This is a genomic window from Anaerostipes stercorihominis, from assembly GCF_057535655.1.
The window spans coordinates 102,924-121,203 of the sequence record NZ_BAAJCL010000007.1 but is presented as its reverse complement, the minus strand read 5'-3'; the positions used below and the strand labels follow the sequence as shown (position 1 = coordinate 121,203).

The 18,280-nt window shown below is 36.3% G+C and carries 17 protein-coding genes and 1 pseudogene; 3 read left to right on the top strand and 15 right to left on the bottom strand.

Annotated features, from left to right (window positions below; all coding sequences use genetic code 11):
• Window positions 1-141: 141 nt before the first annotated feature.
• A pseudogene (locus tag AC27EF_RS08560) lies at window positions 142-279 on the top strand (IS3 family transposase); the annotation flags it as partial.
• A gap of 6 nt (window positions 280-285) precedes the next feature.
• On the opposite strand, the gene AC27EF_RS08555 reads toward AC27EF_RS08560, so the two are convergent.
• The 8 genes from AC27EF_RS08555 to AC27EF_RS08520 all read right to left on the bottom strand — a co-directional run bounded on the left by AC27EF_RS08555 (window position 286) and on the right by AC27EF_RS08520 (window position 9,540).
• Window positions 286-1,329, bottom strand: coding sequence for a recombinase family protein (locus AC27EF_RS08555; RefSeq protein WP_487110302.1), 1,044 nt, complete (start codon window positions 1,327-1,329; stop codon window positions 286-288).
• Window positions 1,330-1,378: 49 nt separating this feature from the next.
• Window positions 1,379-1,537 carry a hypothetical protein gene (locus AC27EF_RS08550; protein WP_487110300.1) on the bottom strand — a complete coding sequence of 53 codons (159 nt, stop codon included), beginning with the start codon at window positions 1,535-1,537 and terminating at the stop codon, window positions 1,379-1,381.
• A gap of 98 nt (window positions 1,538-1,635) precedes the next feature.
• Window positions 1,636-2,100 (bottom strand): recombinase family protein, encoded by a 465-nt coding sequence (locus AC27EF_RS08545; protein WP_487110298.1) that lies wholly within the window; start codon window positions 2,098-2,100, stop codon window positions 1,636-1,638.
• A 346-nt stretch (window positions 2,101-2,446) separates the two neighbouring features.
• Entirely contained in the window at window positions 2,447-4,030 is a 1,584-nt protein-coding gene (locus tag AC27EF_RS08540) for an Eco57I restriction-modification methylase domain-containing protein (RefSeq protein ID WP_487110296.1), read from the bottom strand.
• Complete coding sequence (locus AC27EF_RS08535; protein ID WP_487110295.1) at window positions 4,030-4,692, bottom strand: hypothetical protein; 663 nt, start codon at window positions 4,690-4,692, stop codon at window positions 4,030-4,032. Before AC27EF_RS08535 ends, AC27EF_RS08540 begins: the two co-directional genes overlap by 1 nt.
• 11 nt (window positions 4,693-4,703) lie before the next feature.
• Window positions 4,704-5,297, bottom strand: coding sequence for a hypothetical protein (locus tag AC27EF_RS08530; protein WP_487110293.1), 594 nt, complete (start codon window positions 5,295-5,297; stop codon window positions 4,704-4,706).
• Window positions 5,294-7,447 carry an ATP-binding protein gene (locus AC27EF_RS08525; protein ID WP_487110291.1) on the bottom strand — a complete coding sequence of 718 codons (2,154 nt, stop codon included), beginning with the start codon at window positions 7,445-7,447 and terminating at the stop codon, window positions 5,294-5,296. Before AC27EF_RS08525 ends, AC27EF_RS08530 begins: the two co-directional genes overlap by 4 nt.
• A gap of 98 nt (window positions 7,448-7,545) precedes the next feature.
• The gene (locus AC27EF_RS08520; protein ID WP_487110289.1) at window positions 7,546-9,540 is read right to left on the bottom strand and encodes a recombinase family protein; all 1,995 of its coding nucleotides are present in this window, start codon (window positions 9,538-9,540) and stop codon (window positions 7,546-7,548) included.
• 288 nt (window positions 9,541-9,828) lie between these two features.
• Here AC27EF_RS08520 and cptIN point away from each other — a divergent pair, with 288 nt between their 5' ends.
• Complete coding sequence (gene cptIN / locus AC27EF_RS08515; RefSeq protein WP_015528542.1) at window positions 9,829-10,317, top strand: type III toxin-antitoxin system CptIN family toxin; 489 nt, start codon at window positions 9,829-9,831, stop codon at window positions 10,315-10,317.
• Between the two features lie 39 nt (window positions 10,318-10,356).
• On the opposite strand, the gene AC27EF_RS08510 is transcribed toward cptIN, so the two are convergent.
• Window positions 10,357-10,491, bottom strand: a complete 135-nt coding sequence (locus tag AC27EF_RS08510) for a hypothetical protein (RefSeq protein ID WP_004844681.1) — start codon at window positions 10,489-10,491, stop codon at window positions 10,357-10,359.
• Between the two features lie 249 nt (window positions 10,492-10,740).
• Here AC27EF_RS08510 and AC27EF_RS08505 point away from each other — a divergent pair, with 249 nt between their 5' ends.
• On the top strand, window positions 10,741-12,993 hold the full coding sequence (locus tag AC27EF_RS08505; RefSeq protein WP_487110286.1) for a tetratricopeptide repeat protein: 2,253 nt from the start codon (window positions 10,741-10,743) through the stop codon (window positions 12,991-12,993).
• 62 nt (window positions 12,994-13,055) lie between these two features.
• Here the strand turns inward: AC27EF_RS08505 and AC27EF_RS08500 are convergent, their stop codons facing one another.
• The 6 genes from AC27EF_RS08500 to AC27EF_RS08475 all read right to left on the bottom strand — a co-directional run bounded on the left by AC27EF_RS08500 (window position 13,056) and on the right by AC27EF_RS08475 (window position 18,278).
• Window positions 13,056-13,823, bottom strand: coding sequence for a carboxymuconolactone decarboxylase family protein (locus AC27EF_RS08500; protein ID WP_195601721.1), 768 nt, complete (start codon window positions 13,821-13,823; stop codon window positions 13,056-13,058).
• A 15-nt stretch (window positions 13,824-13,838) separates the two neighbouring features.
• A complete protein-coding gene (locus AC27EF_RS08495; protein WP_195601722.1) occupies window positions 13,839-14,393 on the bottom strand; it encodes a flavin reductase family protein in 555 nt (184 codons plus the stop codon).
• Between the two features lie 21 nt (window positions 14,394-14,414).
• Window positions 14,415-15,260, bottom strand: a complete 846-nt coding sequence (locus AC27EF_RS08490; protein ID WP_195601723.1) for an aldo/keto reductase — start codon at window positions 15,258-15,260, stop codon at window positions 14,415-14,417.
• Window positions 15,261-15,357: 97 nt separating this feature from the next.
• Entirely contained in the window at window positions 15,358-15,873 is a 516-nt protein-coding gene (locus AC27EF_RS08485; protein ID WP_330622266.1) for a flavodoxin, read from the bottom strand.
• A gap of 14 nt (window positions 15,874-15,887) precedes the next feature.
• A complete protein-coding gene (locus AC27EF_RS08480; protein ID WP_252198881.1) occupies window positions 15,888-16,616 on the bottom strand; it encodes a flavodoxin in 729 nt (242 codons plus the stop codon).
• A 33-nt stretch (window positions 16,617-16,649) separates the two neighbouring features.
• Window positions 16,650-18,278 (bottom strand): flavodoxin, encoded by a 1,629-nt coding sequence (locus AC27EF_RS08475; RefSeq protein ID WP_487110283.1) that lies wholly within the window; start codon window positions 18,276-18,278, stop codon window positions 16,650-16,652.
• Window positions 18,279-18,280: the final 2 nt, after the last annotated feature.

Here is an 18,280-nt window from a genome sequence, read left to right as displayed (position 1 = left end):
GAATATGAGGAACAATATCTTAAAAACATCGAGGAGAATGCAGTAAAAATAGCAAGTTGAAATTTGCTCAGAACAGAGAAAAAATGGTTACATTTCATTTGTACTTTTTCTTGACATAGGACCAACTACACGCATGCATATAAATTGATTTTTGAATACATCGAAACATTTTACAATACCATACGCATTCACAGTCATTGTGGATATTTGTCTCCAAATGAATACGAGGAACAATATCTCGAAAAGCTTGAAAAGAATGCAGTAAAAATTGCAAGTTAAACTTTGCTAAAAATAGAGAAAATTGGTTACATTTAATTTGTGCTTTTTCTTGACATAGGACCAATCCTTATTTGTCCATGCGTATTTATTCGTGTACATTGAACTGCCGCAAATGGGACATTTCAAAACACCAGTCAGAAGATGCGCCCTATCTTTACCAACCTTTGACGGTTGCTTAATTCCTGTTGCTTTCCGCTTTGCATGAACTTTCTGCCAGAGTTCCTCGCTGACAATTCCCTCATGCTGCCCGTCCTCTAAAATGTAATCGTCAGTATGAACCTGTTTATATTCGTTTTTTGTTCCTTTGACCTTTTCCCTTGTTCTTCTACCATAAGCAATCTTTCCGCAGTAAACAGGGTTATCTAATATCTGCCGTATTAAATGACTGCTCCATGTTTCTAATTTTCCGTTCTGACGAGGAATTTTCTTTATACTTTGCAGGTTGAGATATTTAGCAACTCCGCCAAGTCCTATATCTGAATTTCCGAACTTATCAAAAATAATTCTGATTGCTTCAGCTTCGGTTTCCTCTATTAAAAGCTGATTATCTTTCAGGTAATATCCATATGGTGCAAAACCGCCGTTCCAACCGCCCTGCCTTGCTTTTTCCCTGCGTCCATTCATCGTCTGCTCAATAATATTTTCTCTCTCAATCTCCGCAACCGCTGACAGAACAGAGATTAAGAGCTTTCCACTTGTCTGGGATGAGTCGATCCCTTCCTCTATACAAATAAGATTGATGCCATAAGACTGCACAAATTCTAATGAATTTAAGATGTCAGCAGCATTTCTTCCATAACGAGAAAGTTTATAAACCAGAATATACTCTATCTCCAATCCGTTTTTTATATCGGAAAGCATTTTCTTAAATGCAGGTCGCCCCTCGATTGACTTTCCAGACTTTCCTGCATCCTCATAAATGCCGACAATCTCCATTTCTTCACGGTCTGCAAACCGTTTTAAACTGTTTTTCTGTCCTTCCAAACTGTATCCCTGCATCTCGGTACTTACTCTCGGATACAAAACACATTTTTTCCCTTCTCTGTTCATTTTACCACCTCCGATATTTTGGAAAATGTGATATGTAAGGTTGCGTAAATTACGCAACACAGTCTAAGTCCTGAAGCACCTGTTTTCCATATTTCTCTACAGCCTGTACCATTTCTTGAATAAACACATTGAATTTTTCAGTTTCATCTTCTCTGCATTCACAAGGTTGTCCAATACCATCCGCTTCTTTCTTAGTTACATTTTCCATTGAAATACCTCCGTAAAAAATAAACGGTTGTACTCTTTATATTATAGAGATACAACCATTATTTGACGAATGTGCAAATTTCAAAAATATACACTTTTCTACCTTTCCTTCTTCTTTTTTATTCCAATTTTAATGCATTCCGATTGATGCTCTTTCTTCTTTTGCAACATCTGAGCCATAATTTCCAGTTTCAACAACTCCATCGGATTCTTCGTAAAAATTTGATTCTCTACAAATTTAATTCCGACACCATATTCCAAAAGCTTTTGTGACAATTCATATGCTGAGATAGCGTCTTTTCCAAACCGTTCTACTTCTGGTGTAATAATCAAATCAATTTTTCTGTTTTCCGCATCTCTGATTAACTGATTAATCTGTGGACAAGTTGATTTCTGAGAACAATTATCGTCCTGATAAATTTGAATCAAATTCCAATTGTCATTAGCACCAATAACTTTTGTACATATTTCTTCTTGATTTCTTTCTGGGAAAAGCAATGTTTCCTTTTCCGAAAACTTCCTGACATAAACCGCTACCCTAATGTTGCTTTCTCTCGTTGACATTCTCATTACCTCCTGAATTTTATTTTATATGCAAAAAGTGCCGTTGATTTCTCAACGACACTCAATGTCCAAATCGATATAAACTTGTATTGTTAAATCTTTCCAATAACTTTTACGAACAGTATGCCCTGTCAGTTTCCGATACGCTAAAGCCTGTTCGTATGTAAGCGTAAACTCAAATAAAAAAGCCACTTTAGATTGCACCCCTAGCAGCTGCCTGTGCTGCACGCAAGCATGCAATCGCTTTATGGTCCCAGCATTTACAACTATCTTGGTATGTTATTCAACAAATATGAAGTAATTGCATCAACAATATCACTTACTCTTTTCCGACAAATATTTCTTTCTACAGTAATCTTCTTTCCATCAGCTTTCTTCGCATCTCATCTAGTCTTAATATTTGTTTATACTCCCATTCTTTCTCTATTGTTTTTGAATTGACAAATGCAATTATTTTGTCTACATCTTCACTTTCTTTAAACATTTCTGACAATCGCTCAATGTCTTTTTTATCAATTTTGCGATAAGGTATAGCTAGTCTTTTAAACTCACTTGGTGTTAATTCTGAAACCCCTCCAGCATAATAACGACCATAAAATTCACATTGAGTTAAGGTCAGCGAATTATAAAAACAAAACGCCATACTACTTTTATCATATTCTGAATTCAGTCTCATATTATAAGCAATATCTGTTGTATAAATATCTGCTTCATTTACACATATCCTCGGTATTTTATCATATCTCTTAAAGAAAAAAAGATCACCATTTCGTACAATGGGTACTCCATACCATGGCTTTCTATTCCTACATTTATATCTATCTTTTAATTTTATTTTAGATGTATTTTCTTTTTCTCCAATTTCTACTAAATATTTCTTCAAAGGTTCTGAGAAAAGTTTTTCATCGACATTCAAAAGATTTAATAAATAAATGCGATTCCCTTTTTCTCCAATCTTTTCAACTACATACTGTGTTATAATAAATTGTCCGTTTAGTATATTGCTTTTGGGAATTGTTGGCAAAATGAACTCATAGCACTCTAGTTGTTCTACTTGTTCTCTTGTTAAAATGAATTCATTATTTGCTCCTGTTACAATCCCTGGTGAAGCATCACAGATCTCGGATACTTTTTTATATTTTTGATCAATCAGATTCAATAAATCAATATCCACATCTGACAAAATAGCATTTGTCCACTTTTTTAATGGTTTATTTCTTTCAATTTTGGAACAATAACTGGGAACATTTGAATCTAACCTATCATATATCTTAAAATTTATGCATGGTTGTTTTTTTAACTCGTTTGTCAAATAGACCAAACAAGATTCTTGCTCTATCTTCGGGAACATTCTTTCCTTAAAAGACAGAATATGTATTGTATCAAAATGCTCTTCTAAAAACAAACGAATTTTTTCTGCGTATTGGACTTGAAGAAACTCCATTGGAAGCACAAAAAAAATGGTTCCATTTCTTTCTAAACAGGATACCGCCGCCAACACAAAAGCAACCCACATATTTTGCATTAAAGAACTAGGTAATTGATACTTTTCACAAATTTCTTTTGCCTTTTCTTTTGAATCACCTTCCATATTTTTAATATTAATATATGGTGGATTTCCGATAACCAATTGATACTTTTCATTAGTTTTTTCCGAGAAGTTCAAAAAATCATCTGCAACTATCTCTATTTGCTGCGAATATCTCTTATTTTTTAATTGCCTTACCTTTTCTTCTATTAACTCTACAGCTACGAAACGCTCAATATTTTTCTCTTTTGCAAATGCATCTATAAAACGCCCATCCCCCACCGACGGTTCTAGAACTCTTCTATATATTTTTTGCTCTCTTTTTAAATATTCTATCATGAACTCAATCGTCCTAAATGGCGTATAGTAAGAACCTGATAACTTGTCTTCTAACCTTTTCATTATACTGCCCCGCCTGTGACCGTCATACAATTTCTTCTCTTCAATAAAATATGAAGGCTTTTTAAAAAAAGATTTTTACGTTTCTCATCTTTTTCAGCATGATATTTCCCATCAAGTTGTAAACACAAGTAATCTAAACGTCTTGTCTCATATCCCAAATGAAGGCTTTCATAAAATTGTTGTATGAATTTATCATTTTGATATGTATCACAAATTCTAATGTAATAATCTTTGTCTCGCCTAAAAACCTTTGCTATATTTCCATTATCTACATTAAGCAGGACATCATATGGCGACTTCATTGTAATTTCACGCTTTCCTCGATTGCACGATATACAAGACCACGCCAAATTAACTATTTTGCCGGCTTCTATTCTTCCTTCCAATGTATCGGGAAAAGAAGCTTCATTTAAAAAATGATCTACTTCAAAAGACTCCACAGGCAAAAGCCCCCACAAAGCACCACAATATGCACATTTATTGTTATAAATTTGAGCAAATTTTCTATGATACATACTGTCCCTCTTACTTACCTTGTTGTAGACTATCTTCGTTCTTGGATACTCTGATTTAATCTCATTTTCCAAAATTTGTTTTTGCTCCTCTACTTTATTTAATTCAGGACAATATTCCGTATTTCTATAATCTTTATCTCTTGTCATATCACATACTCCTATTCCATGCTTTGGAAAGCAGCAATCAATTTATCAATGTCTTCTTTAGACAAATCTTCATAATCATTTATTCCATTTAAAGAATCTACTGCCTTTTCAACTAGAAATTTTTCAATCCCATTATTATTCTCCAATTTCTTAGAAATATTTCGAAATGTAATTACTCTCTTTATACATTCATCTATTTTGTCCTTTAACACCCGCTCATAATATTCTTTTGATGTTTCTGGGCTTCCACTTCTATACTTTGGAATAATTTCAAAATTCTTATTTTCTCCATTCTGTGAAATTACTAACACCTCTATAAAAGGGAATACTTTTCTCAATATCATTCTAAACTCTTCTCCCGAAAATTTGCCTTTACATTTTATACTATCGTTTTCAAACAGCCTAGAATCAATCAAAATAACATTCGCTGAAGCCACCTCTGGAGAATCTAATAAGTTCTCATAACCTTTATCTCCTTCAAATTCAATCTCATGATATTCCACATCGTATTTATCACTCCTATAATCCTCTTCTAAATAAGCAGATATTGCTTCATCCCGATCATCATCAATATAAACAAGATTTATTTTCTCTTTTATACTCATATCTTATCTCCTATCATAAATTCCATTTTAAATCCATTGAGTCCATCAATTTTTTGTATTTCTCCGCCTGTGCTAGTAATTGTATTATTCACAATCCACATACCTATTCCATGTCCCTTTTTTCTTGATGTTTCATGAACTTCCAGAATACGCATTGGATCAACCTTATATTTTGGCGAAAGTCCCTTTCCTTTATCTAAATACACCAAATAGATATATTTTCCTCTTTTTTTTGCATGTATATGAATATCTAGTATGTTTTCAGCATCATTTTGTTGAATACTATTCAATATCAAATTGTCAAATATTACTCTAAAAATATCTTTTGCACTTCTATATTCCAATCCTTCTTCCATATGCAATTGAATATTAATCCATGAATAGTCATTTTCCCAAACAGACTTTATATTCTTTAAAAGATCATATACATCAACATTTTCTGGCAAAAACTGTTCTTTTTCAGATTCTGATAACATTACATCCATAAAAGTGATAATTTTTTTATTTACCCTCTGATTTTTTTGTAAAAGTGCTGGAATATCTCTATGCATATATCTTCTGTTTTCTTCATCATTCACAACATCCCAAAGTTCATACCGTTTTAGCGCTTTTATAATATACTCAACATTTTCATCAATACTATTTCTGTCATTATACATTTCATGTGCAATGGATGTCGCTTTTAGTCCAGAAGTTGCCAGCATATTCAACAGCCGAATATCATATTTATATCTTCTTTCTGTTTCATCCATCTGCTTTTTACTTTCTGTATTTTCTTTTTTCATCTGCTCCAATTCATCCAAAAACAACTTCTTTTCCTCTAATGACAGTTCTGTCAATTTTTCTGGATTTTTCATTACACTATCAATAACTTTAGGTTTGTTTTCTTCTTTTGACTCATTATACTTATTTGCAATACAGCGAACTATACTTTGCCGATATCTTTCAAAACAATTTATCCCTGCAATAATAATTGCAACAAATACCTTATAAATATCATTTTCTACTAACCCCTGTCTATTCATCAAATCAGATAACCCTCTATTTTTCTTTTTATCAATAATAATTTTACCCGATATTTGATTTTCACGAACGCGCCATGATCCTGTAGGATGACTGGCCGCTGCTGGAGACTTTCTAACTCTTTTTCCAAATCCAAGCCAGTCTTTCTTACCTTCATAAGATGAAATACTAAATGCGTTTCTGTACAAAACAACACCCGCTTCATACCGATTATCCAATATTCTATGCTTATAAAAATACTTTTCCGCATCAAATTTAGAAGGGTTTTTTAAGGAAAAATATAATTCTGCCGAAAAATCCCCTACATTTTTCAAGATCTCTTTCCATTCTTCAACGGTTGATTCTTCAGATAAATCATTTTTCATATCATCAAGTTCGTCTACAATATTTAGTTCTATCTTCTGTGCCTTTATATCAATCTCTGGGCATAAATCTCTTACATTGTCTTTAAATTCGTCTGATTCTATATCACATACTAACCTCTGAAATTCCGCAAGATACTGAAGCCGTATTAAACTAACACAATTAACGCCTAACTGTATTTTTCCAAAATATCGCATCACATCTTTTCTGTCTTCTTTATACTCTACTTGTATCTTCATCTTATCATCATTATAGGTTCTAGACAAAAACTCACGCAAATTACGCACTCGTGCTTCTGTCCAGTTATCCCGAAGTTGCTCTATGACTATTTTGGTACCTCTTTCTTTTGGATTCTGATAAGATTCCAAAGTATTGGTATTCCAATCCGTCTTCCACAAAACAGCTTCTTGTTCATCCATTTTTGTATAAACACTGGCTTTTGCACCCAAACGAGCTATGGCAAATCTACCAACTCCTTTAGAACCTGCCAAGATCCTTGCAGCATCTCCCTCACCTATGAGGTATTCCTTATCGCTTATACCAACATGCATCCATGCCTCAAGTATTTTTTGACGATTCATCCCCATTCCATTATCTTCAATTATAATCTGAGCTTTGGAAATGATAATTATAACATCTAATGCCTGAGCATCGTATGCATTTTTTACAAGCTCTAGTACTGCTGATTCTTCATTTGTAAAATTCTGTACCCCTAGTACCTCTGCAATAGTACTATCTTCAATAATATATTTTAACCTTTCCATGAATCACCCTCCGAATCAACATCCAATTCTTTTACAATAATTATACCCTTTATCAGAAATTGATACAATCCTTCATACATCTATCAAAATAATCATATTTAAATTAATCCAAAATATTTCAAAGCATCCTTTATAGCTTCTACCTTTTCTATTGTAGGATGTTTCCTCGGCTGTTTCAGTTCTTCTACCGCATTAGGTGCATCATACATCGGCAAGCCCAAACTTCTCTTTACCTCCGCAATATAAGCAGTATGTACCTTGAAGCCATATTTCGCTTCTATGTACTCCTTTATCATTTTGTAGGTAACTCTCTCTTTCGGCTTGTACGCTTCGGCTCTTTTAGCAATATTATCAAGCGGTACTTTGCCCTCACCCTCGCCAAACTCGACTTTTACATTGATTACACTGTCAGGTTTTTTGTGGGAAAGCATTACAACCGTCTCAACGGTACTTTCGTTGTCCCAACAAAGTTCCTGTGTCTCCCTGTCTCCAAAATACACCGGAAAACGGAACTTTATGTGCTTCAGGAATCTGCCATCTGGCTGCTCCTGCTCGTAAATGTCCACCCGTTCTACAAAGCTGTTAAGAAATTCTTTCTTCTCCAGATCGGTGAACTTATCATATAGTTTATCAAAATATAAAAGAAATTGATAGACGTTTTCTTCTGATATTTTCTGTTGCTGGATATTCAACAGGCGATTCTTTACTTCCTCTATACTATTCTCCACGCCTTCAATTTCATCATACAGACGGTATAACCTTGTCTCCATATCCTGATATTTCTTCTCATAAAATTTATCCATGATGTCCAGGCTATCCATCTGCTGTCCAAGTCTTGCTTTTGCTCCGGTCAACTGCTTGTGCTGCTTTTCCAATCCTTCAATCTCTTTTTCTATTTCCTCTGTATCTATTCTTGAACCGATTTTATTCAGAATTGCTTCTTCAAATTTAGGATTTTTCACCAGTTTCCGAATAACTTCTTCCACTGCATTGTTAATCTTCTCCTCGCTCCATTGTTTACGATATCCACATTTATGACCATCTACCAGGCGACGATGTTTGCAGGCATAATAGAAATAATCCTTATATAAGGTTCCGTCTTTCTTTTTCTTTCGGTTTACGTTTCCATACATACCGCTTCCACATAACGGACATCTCAATATTCCGGATAAAATATGCTCATGATCCAGACTATGCGTCTTTTCATATTTCACACCTGTTTTTTCCCGTTTTTGATGTGCCAGCTCCCAATCTGTTTCTGAAATAATTCCTTCGTGGATACCATCATGCAGCATATAATTTTCCTGTTTTACAATGCGATATTCATTTCTTGTTCCTGAAACTTTCTCGTTCTTCCTTCGTCCATAAGCCAACTTTCCACAGTATACCGGATTATCCAGAACGCCTTTTATAAACGAAGAGGCAAATGCGTCCAGTGTATTATTCTGTCGTTTTTTCTTTTTATATCCATGCTGGTTCAGCCATGCGGCAATCGCAGAGATTCCCATATTGGTATGAATAAATTTGTCATAGATCAGACGAATAATCTCTGCTTCGTCCTCTGCAATCTGCAATTCTCCATTTACCAATTCATAGCCATATGGAGCAAATCCACCGTTCCATTTTCCTTCCCTGGCTTTCTGCTTACGTCCCTCCATTGTCTGAACAAGGATATTCTCTCGTTCAATCTCTGCCACCGCAGACAGAACAGAAATCATCAGCTTTCCACTATCTTTTGAGCTGTCAATTCCATCTTCAACACAGATCAGATTCACTCCAAAATCCTGCATCCTCTGCAAAGAATTTAAAACATCTGCCGCATTACGACCGAATCTGGAAAGCTTGAACACCAGTACAAACTGTACCTCATCTGTTCCATTCTCAATATTATCCAACATTCTCTGAAATTCCGGTCTGCCCTCTACGCTCTTTCCAGACTTACCTTCATCTGAATACTCATTTACGATTTCCATATTCTGAAATTCCGCATATCTCTTGAGTTTTTCTTTCTGAGCATCCAGACTGTAGCCATCTACCTGCATGGTTGTGGATACTCTGGTATATATATCGCATTTAATCTTTTTATTCTTCATAATCTTCCTCGCAGTATAACTCTGTTTCATTGTCCCAACCTTATTTTAGTACTTGTTCCAACTATTTTCAATACTTCTTTTTATTTTTTATTGACATATTTTCGTTACAACCATATAATAATGATAGAGACAGGATTTCTGTCATCGAAAATATTGTTCGCCCACCGTTGGCGGCTTATAAGTGATCGGCTCGAAAATATTGTTCGCTCACCGGAAGCGTCTAATAAATGTCCGGCTCGAAAATTTCGGCCCTGCCGCATGGCAGGGCTTATTTTATAGGTGATAAACATGATATATCAAGAAGGATACGTTTACCATATTAAAGATGAATACTTTGAAAAAGTACAGGATTCCAACTTAATGCAGAACAAAGAGGGCGGTACATACCGTCCTACTTTTTACTGTCTGCGTGACAATAAAACTTCTCTGTTATGGATGGTTCCACTCAGTTCTCGTGTAGAAAAGTTTAAAGCAATACACGATAAACAGGTGGCTAAATACGGAAAGTGCCTAACGATTGTTTTAGGTGAATTTGATGGAAAAGAAGCTGCTTTTCTTCTCCAGAATATGTTTCCAATCAGAGAGTACTATCTTGACCATATACATACTCGAAATAATAATCCGGTTCCTGTTAAGCATTCCATTCACAGGGAAGTAACAACACGTATGAAAAAAATTCGTCAACTTCATTCCAGAGGCAAAAAAGTGGTATTTCCAGATATTGACCGACTAGAGCAGATTATGCTTGCAGAAGTAAAAGATAACGCAACCGAATAATTTCACAAAAAAGCGACAGTCTGATTTACATTTTGTATTTCAGGAAACTGCCGCTTCTTTTTCTTCCTTATTCTGTTTTTCTTCCTCCAACTCCCGGAGGACTTCTTCGCCGTACTTATCAATCATCCGTACCAGAAAATCAATGCACCGCTCAAATTCAATATTCTGTTGCATAAGCTCCTCCCGTTATTGTTTGTTCTGAGCTTATTTTACAGAACCTGCCTGAAAACCACATTGAATAGAAATTGATTGTAAATTGACACAATCACTTTAAAAATATCCGTATTTCCTTGAATCGAATGTATGTTCGTGTTATGATAGATATACTCAATCTTAACTACGAAAGGGGAATTTCTATTGAATCGATGCGATTTTTCTTCTATTAGCACTTGCTTAAAAAATCATATCAGCGAAAGTAATCAAATGAGTCAGCCTGATTTTTTATACGAATTATTTGAAGATTTTATGGATGATCCGGCAAATCAGGATTTTTCAATGGATAACGGTCTGGTTTGCCGCTGGATGACTGGTCAGGCTAAAATCAGTCCTAAAATATCCGCTTACTATTCCAAGCCATCCAATCAGGAAAAATTAGCCCATACCATCCACCAGAATCTTCTTCCACTGATGTCTGACTGTAATATGGCTATACAAGATATTTACACTTTATTCATTCAGGATGACAGCATCTCAGATGCGAAAAAGAAAAATCTGACTCCCTTATATAAACCAGCCAGTTCAAGACTGCTGTTTCTTGCAAAACTGATTTCTTTTGGCATGGAACGCCAATTCATCAAACGTAATACCAAAAATCAGAAGCTGCTCGCCGGAGGCGCTTTATCCCCCATTGTGCTGGATTATATTATGGACAGTGAGGTTCCGAAACCATGCCGTCATTTTATCGGAAGAGATAAAGAACTGGAAGAATTATATACCATGCTTGAGGAAAACCGTCATGTTTTTCTTTGCGGAATCGCCGGAATCGGAAAAAGTGAACTTGCCAAAGCCTACGCAAAGCGGTACATAAAGCAATACACCAATATCCTTTATGTAGAATATACCGGCAATCTTCATCAGGATATTACTGACATGGATTTTATTGACGATCTGCCGGAAAGCACTGAACAGGAACGGTTTCAAAGACATAACCGTTTCCTTCGTTCCCTGAAATCCGATACTCTGCTTATCATAGATAATTTTAATGTCACTGCGACACAGGACAGCTTTCTGTCAGTAGTATTAAAATATCGCTGCCAGATTTTGTTTACAACCAGAAGCAAACTGGATGAATACTGTACTCTGCCATTAAAAGAAATAGAGGATATGAATGCTCTCTTCCAGCTGACATCGGTATTCTATTCAGAGGCAGACACGTACCGGGCAACAGTTGAAAAGATCATCGAAACTGTTCACTCTCATACTTTTGCCGTGGAACTGGCAGCAAAACTTCTGGAAAATGGAATCTCAACTCCAGACCAGTTATTAACAAGACTTCAGATGGAAAAAGCATCTTTCCATAACGAAGATAAAATTAAAATAATCAAAGATGGACAAAGCAGCAAAGCCACCTATTACAGTCATATCCATACGCTGTTTTCTTTATACACTTTATCTCTTGAACAGCAGGATATCATGTGTAATATGTGCTTTCTTCCTTCCACCGGTATTTCTGCCCGTATATTTGCCAAATGGCTGGAACTGCCCACACTAAATGAAATCAACGATTTAATTGAGACTGGTTTTGTCCAGACAACAAAACGTCGCACTATCTCCCTGCATCCGATGATTAAGGAAATTGCCCTTTCAGAGACAAAACCATCTGTAAGTAGCTGTCACATATTACTGGATTCTTTACAGAAAATATGTTTAATGCATGGAATGGAAGTAGATTATTACAAAAAGCTATTTCAAACAATCGGAAATATCATAGAATTGATTGAAAAGGATGATATACCAAAGTATCTGCTTTTTCTGGAAAATGCATTTCCATACATGGATAACTATAACTACCACAAAGGTATGAATGGAATCATTCAGGAACTGAAGGGGCTGTTAAAGACAAAAAACATTGGAACCGACTCTGACCGGGCATTATTACTGGATTTTCAGGCAACTCTTGAATCCAAACCTGAAAAAGCAATAAAACTGGAAAAGGATGCACTTGCCCAGATAGAAACTATCACTGCTGACAATGCTCGCCTTGTTTCCAATCTTCATGCCAATCTCGGTGGACTTTACCGCATGAACGGTCATCACGATCTTGCAAGAGAACACATGGAAAAAAGTATCTCACTGCTTGACCAATTTAACCTGCTTCATATAAATGACAGCATACCTCAGATTGCCAATTATGCAATGTTTCTGGCAGAACAGCAGGAACCCGAAAGAGGAATCTCCGAATTGCAAAAATTATCCGGCATCATCAAGGAATACCATTCCGATGACTGTCTGGATTATGCCAAAGTTCAGGAAACCCTTGCAACTATTTATCTGATGACCGCTAATCTTCCGCAAGCCAAAACACATTTTAAAAGAGCTTTCAAGATATATGAAAAGATCTGGGCTGATGAACCAGAAATGATTGAAGCAAAATATCAGGAAGTCCAAGAGTTATATCCACAGGTTGGTTTCTTTCTTGGACAACAGCTATCAGACTTTTTAACAAAACAGACATAATTTTACGGCGGACATAATTGTCCGCCGTAAAATTTCTTTTTCCCACTTTTGGGAGAAAGTACTTATTTCAGTTTTCCATATATCTCATCCGTTACTATTTCACACCATTCTGACGATGTTTCTTCTCCCGGTACTTCAATTGCCAGATGTGAAAACCATTCATCCGGTGCTGCTCCATGCCAGTGTTTTACTTCTGCCGGAATATTGATACAATCTCCAGGTTTCATTTCTACTGCTTCTTTTCCTTCTTCCTGATAGTATCCACGTCCTGCAATGCAGATAAGAATCTGTCCGCCTCCGCTTTTTGCATGATGAATATGCCAGTTATTCCTGCAACCAGGTTCAAAAGTCACATTGAAGATTCCAACCTGTGACGTAGATACAGGCGTCAAAAAACTTTTTCCTGTAAAATATTGTGCAAATTTATCATTTGGCTCTCCAATCGGGAATATCATCTTTTTAGCATGAGCTCTCATTGCTTCATCTTCATATGAAAGATCACCTTCATCTATACTCCAGACATCTTTTGCAAGATTGAATGCCGCCCATCCTTTCGGCCACCCTGCATAAAATGCTATATGTGTAATCACGGCTGCAATTTCTTTCTGAGTCACTCCATGAGCTTTTGCATTTTCAAAATGATGTACTAAAGATGTATTAATCATTCCAGAAGCGATAAGTGCTGCGACTGTTATAATACATCTTGTCTTTACATCAAGATCCTGATTATTCCAGTTTTCTCCAAACAAAACATCATCATTAAAATGTGCAAACTGTGGTGCAAATTCATTCAGTGCGTTTCTTCCTGCTGTCTGTACAATTTTTTTCACTTTAATCACCTGTCCTTATTTTAACTGTGCTCCATCCTTAAAAGCATTTCCCACACGTTCTCCAAGTCCATAATATCCGTGATGTACCGGATCGTATGTAATCGGTGTAAACTTATTAAGATCAATTTCTCCGTCATCACCCAGATATTTCTCATCTGCACTCACATTTTTAATTTCTGCAAGATACTTGCTGCCATCAATGACTTTTACAAGCTCACACTCGAGAGTCAATGGAAGTTCGTTGATAATCGGTGCATTTACAAATTCACTCTTTGTTGTTGTAAAACCTGCTTTTTTCATTTTATCCGGTTCTTTATTCGCAGATACAATTCCGACATAATCGCAGGCAACCAGATGTTCAAGGTCTGCCACACCTACTGTAAAGGCTTTATTTTTTATAATATTGTCGGTTGTCTTATGGGCTGACAAATCTACAATAATTTCATTTGCTCCTACAATTCCACCCCATGCGGCATTCATAGCATTTGCATTCCCGTTTTCATCATAGGTTCCAAGTATCATAACCGGCTGTGGATATAAAAATGGTTTTGCTCCAAAATTCTTTCTCATTGTCTTGTCTCTCCTTATCCCTTATTTCTGCTCATCTACCGGCGGTACCATTTCGGCATACTTTTTCAGCAATTCCGGTGTACTTGTATAATATCTTACATTTTTATCAAGCCCACTGATTTTTTTCATTTCATCCTCAGTCAGAGCAAAATCAAATAAATCGAAGTTTGCTTTGATATGCTCTGGGTTTTTTGAGCCTGGAATTACAATATTTCCAGCCTGAATATGCCAACGGAGAATAATCTGTGCTGTACTCTTCTGGTATTTTTTACCAAGTTCTACGATAGTCTCATCATTTAAAAGTGCTGCATCTCCATGTCCAAGTGGATACCACGCCTGAATTTTAATGTCCTCTTTCGTTAAAAATTCTTTTAATTCCAGTTCCTGAAAATATGGATGCACCTCTGTCTGCAATACTGTCGGCTTTACTTCGCAGATATCAAGAATTTCCTGAATCTGTTCCTTTGTAAAGTTAGAAAGACCGATTGCTTTTACTTTTCCTTCTTTATATGCCTTTTCCATAAGGCGGTAACCTGCCACATAATTTCCAGATGGCTGATGAATCAGAAGCAAGTCAATATAATCTGTATCCAGTCGTTCCAGTGTTTTTTCTACAGCATCTTCCTGCATATAAAATGATGGCCAGATTTTTGTCTCTAAGAAAATATCTTCTCTTGTAAGTCCTGACTTTTTCATTGCACGACCTACTGCTTTTTCATTTACATAGGCATTTGCTGTATCAATCAGTCTGTAACCGTCTTTCAGTGCCTCTAAAACTGCACTTTCTGCCTGATCCGGAGTCAGAAGAAAAGTTCCAATTCCTGCCATTGGCATTTTAATTCCATTATTTAATGTTGTATATTCCATGTTTCATGTACCTCCATTCTTTATTTTCTGCATTTATTATAAACAACTTATGCGTCTTTCAGAAGTTCCTGTTTGTTTCTCAGTCTTAACCTTATGGTTATTTGTTTAGCTCTACCTTTACCTGCTCAATCCATTCTGTAATCACATCTTCCGAAGTTTCCAGATGGTCCTTCCCATTAGAATCAAACTGAATCTGCATTTCATGCGCAAAGGTAGCTCCTTTACAATTTTCCTTCATATCTTTTATAACATGCCCCGGCCATCCACCATTTGTCATAAATGGAATCACTGTCTTTCCTGTAAAATCATTTGTTGTCAAAAATGTAAGCACTGCCGGTGCCATCGTATACCACCACGTCGGCGTTCCGATAGCAATCACATCATAATCCGCAAGATTTACAGATAACGGATTGATCCGAGGCATAAAGCCTGCCTCTACCTCTTTTTTCCCTTGTTCAACTACATCTTCATGGCTGCCCCTATATGGCTCTGTTGTTTCGATTCTTGCAATATCTGCACCTGTCTCATCCGCCAGCTGCTCTGCAATTTTTTTGGTGTTTCCATTTGACCAGGAATAATATACAACCAACATTTTCTTCATTTTTATATCCATTCCTTTCTTTCCTATTACTGAAATCCTTTCGCCCAATCAGTAATCTCCTGTTCACTGTCAGCTACATCATTTCTTGAAATACTTAACCCATCATCTTTTACAGTCGCATTGGGCTGCAATTTTTTTATCTCTTCTATCGTGTTAGAAAATCCACTTCCTCCATGGGAATTAAAAGGAATAATTGTTTTTCCCGAAAAATCATACTCTTCAAGGAACGTATATAATGGCTGTGGCATATCTCCCCACCAATTTGGATAACCTAAAAAAATTATATCGTATTGTTCCACATTTTCAATATGTGTTGCCAGTTCAGGCCTTACTTCTTCATTTTGTTCTTCTTTTGCCTGATTGACCAATGTTTCATGCTCTAAAGGATATTTTTCCTTTGTTTCGATTCTGAATAGTTCTCCACCGATTGCTTCTTGTATTGTCATCGCCATATACTGCATATTTCCAAGTACGTCCTTATTTTTTACTACTATACTTGCTCCGGAATTTGCATCAATTCCATCTGTGTCAACATTCTCCGGAACCGAAAAATAAGCAATTAGAATATTCTCATTGTCTGTATTATTTTGTACCGCCTCCGTAACAGCATTTGAAGAACTATTAATATCACTACTTTTTTCTGCAGAATCGTTTTTTGTTGTTTGATTATTTTTTGCGGAAGATGAGCCACATCCGGTAAACATACTGCTTATCACCACAACTGCTAGCATAATGGAAAATAGTCTTTTCAGCATAAGTCATCACCTTTCTCTTCTTGTATTTTTTTCTTACTGTGCATTCCAGAAAAATCGAAGTCCATTATATGTGTACTCATCACATGCTTTCTGATCATGTTCATAGCCTTCTCTCTCCAAAAAAGATAGATTGCCGTCTGTCTCATTATTTGCAAATCGAAACATTCCATCCGAATCCTGCGCCATTGCCATGATCTGAGCCTTAAATGCATGATACGCAAAATCATTTGTTCCAGAGGCAGAAAAGATAAAGAAATCATCTGAGCCATATCCCTGCTGTCTAACCAGATCTGCCATATACTGTCCATCTGTGCTGTAACTTCCACTCATCGGCATAAAATATCTGAAATAGTCCAGGCAATACCGAAATGTGTTCCAGGTATTTACAGACCCCATAGAAAAGCCTCCGAATCCTCTGTGATCACGTGAAGCCTCTAATCCTTCTTCCGTTACATTTTCCGCATATGTACTGAATTTGCTCTCTACTGCCGGAATCAAGTCACTTACAAGCTCGTTATGAAATTGATTGGTAAGCTGAATTGCAAGACTGTAATCTCCACTATCCTCTTCACTTGTATTATTATAGGTTGGTAAAACAATAATAAGCGGCTTGATTTTTCCATCCTCAATTGCATGATCCATCACATTTTTAAAAGAATGCGGATCTTTATCTGTTCCCATAATCGTCGTCTCATTGCTCCAGCCACCATGACTCAGGTAGAAAACATTATACTTTTCATTTTCATCATATCCGTATGGAACATATACCCATGCTTCTTTTGTGAGTTTCTGACTCTTTTGATCGTAAGTAAAGGATTCCCATGTATCATAAGTGATTTTCTGGAGACTTCCTTGCTGATCTGCCGGAGCTTCATATCCATCGGGGATATATTCCAGTTCATCAGGGATCGTTGCACTCTCATAGTTTTTATCTGATTTTTTTGTTTTCATTTCCAAGCTTCCTTCTGCGTTTTGGTTTTCTGTATTGTTGTCGTTTAATACACCAATCCTCTGAAGCCACTCTTTCACATCATCAACATCCGCACCATGTATCCGATATCCGTCCAGCACATTTGCTCCACTTGCAACTTCTTTTATATAATCCATACTGACGCTAATATCATTATCCTGGCTTGTACAAAATGGAACTATCGTCTTACCTGACAGATCATAACTTTCCAGAAAACTTCCAATTGCCATCGGCGCATTAAACCACCAAATCGGATATCCCACGTAAATTGCGTCATAATCATCCAGATTGTCCGGCTTTGCTGCAAGCTTCGGTCTTAAATTAAGCTGCTCTTCAATCCATGCAGTTGCAGCTGTTCCCGCAAAGGATTTTCTGTAGTAATGCTCAGTGTATATCTGATACAGGTCAGCACCCGTAAGACTCTGTATCATACGTGCAGCTGCTTCGGTATCGCTTCCATCCATACCTTCATTAGAATTCTGTGTTGCTGATGAAACTGCATCTACATTCCCCGGGATTTCTCCCTGCCTCGTAAAATAAATAACCAGAGACTTGGTACCTTCCTCTCCTTTTATTACATCATTGCTTACATTTTTAATTTTAGAACCCGTAAACAGATATATGTAACCCACCAATACTACTACCAATAAAGCCACTATTATACCTATGATTATCTTTTTCCCTTTTTTCATTG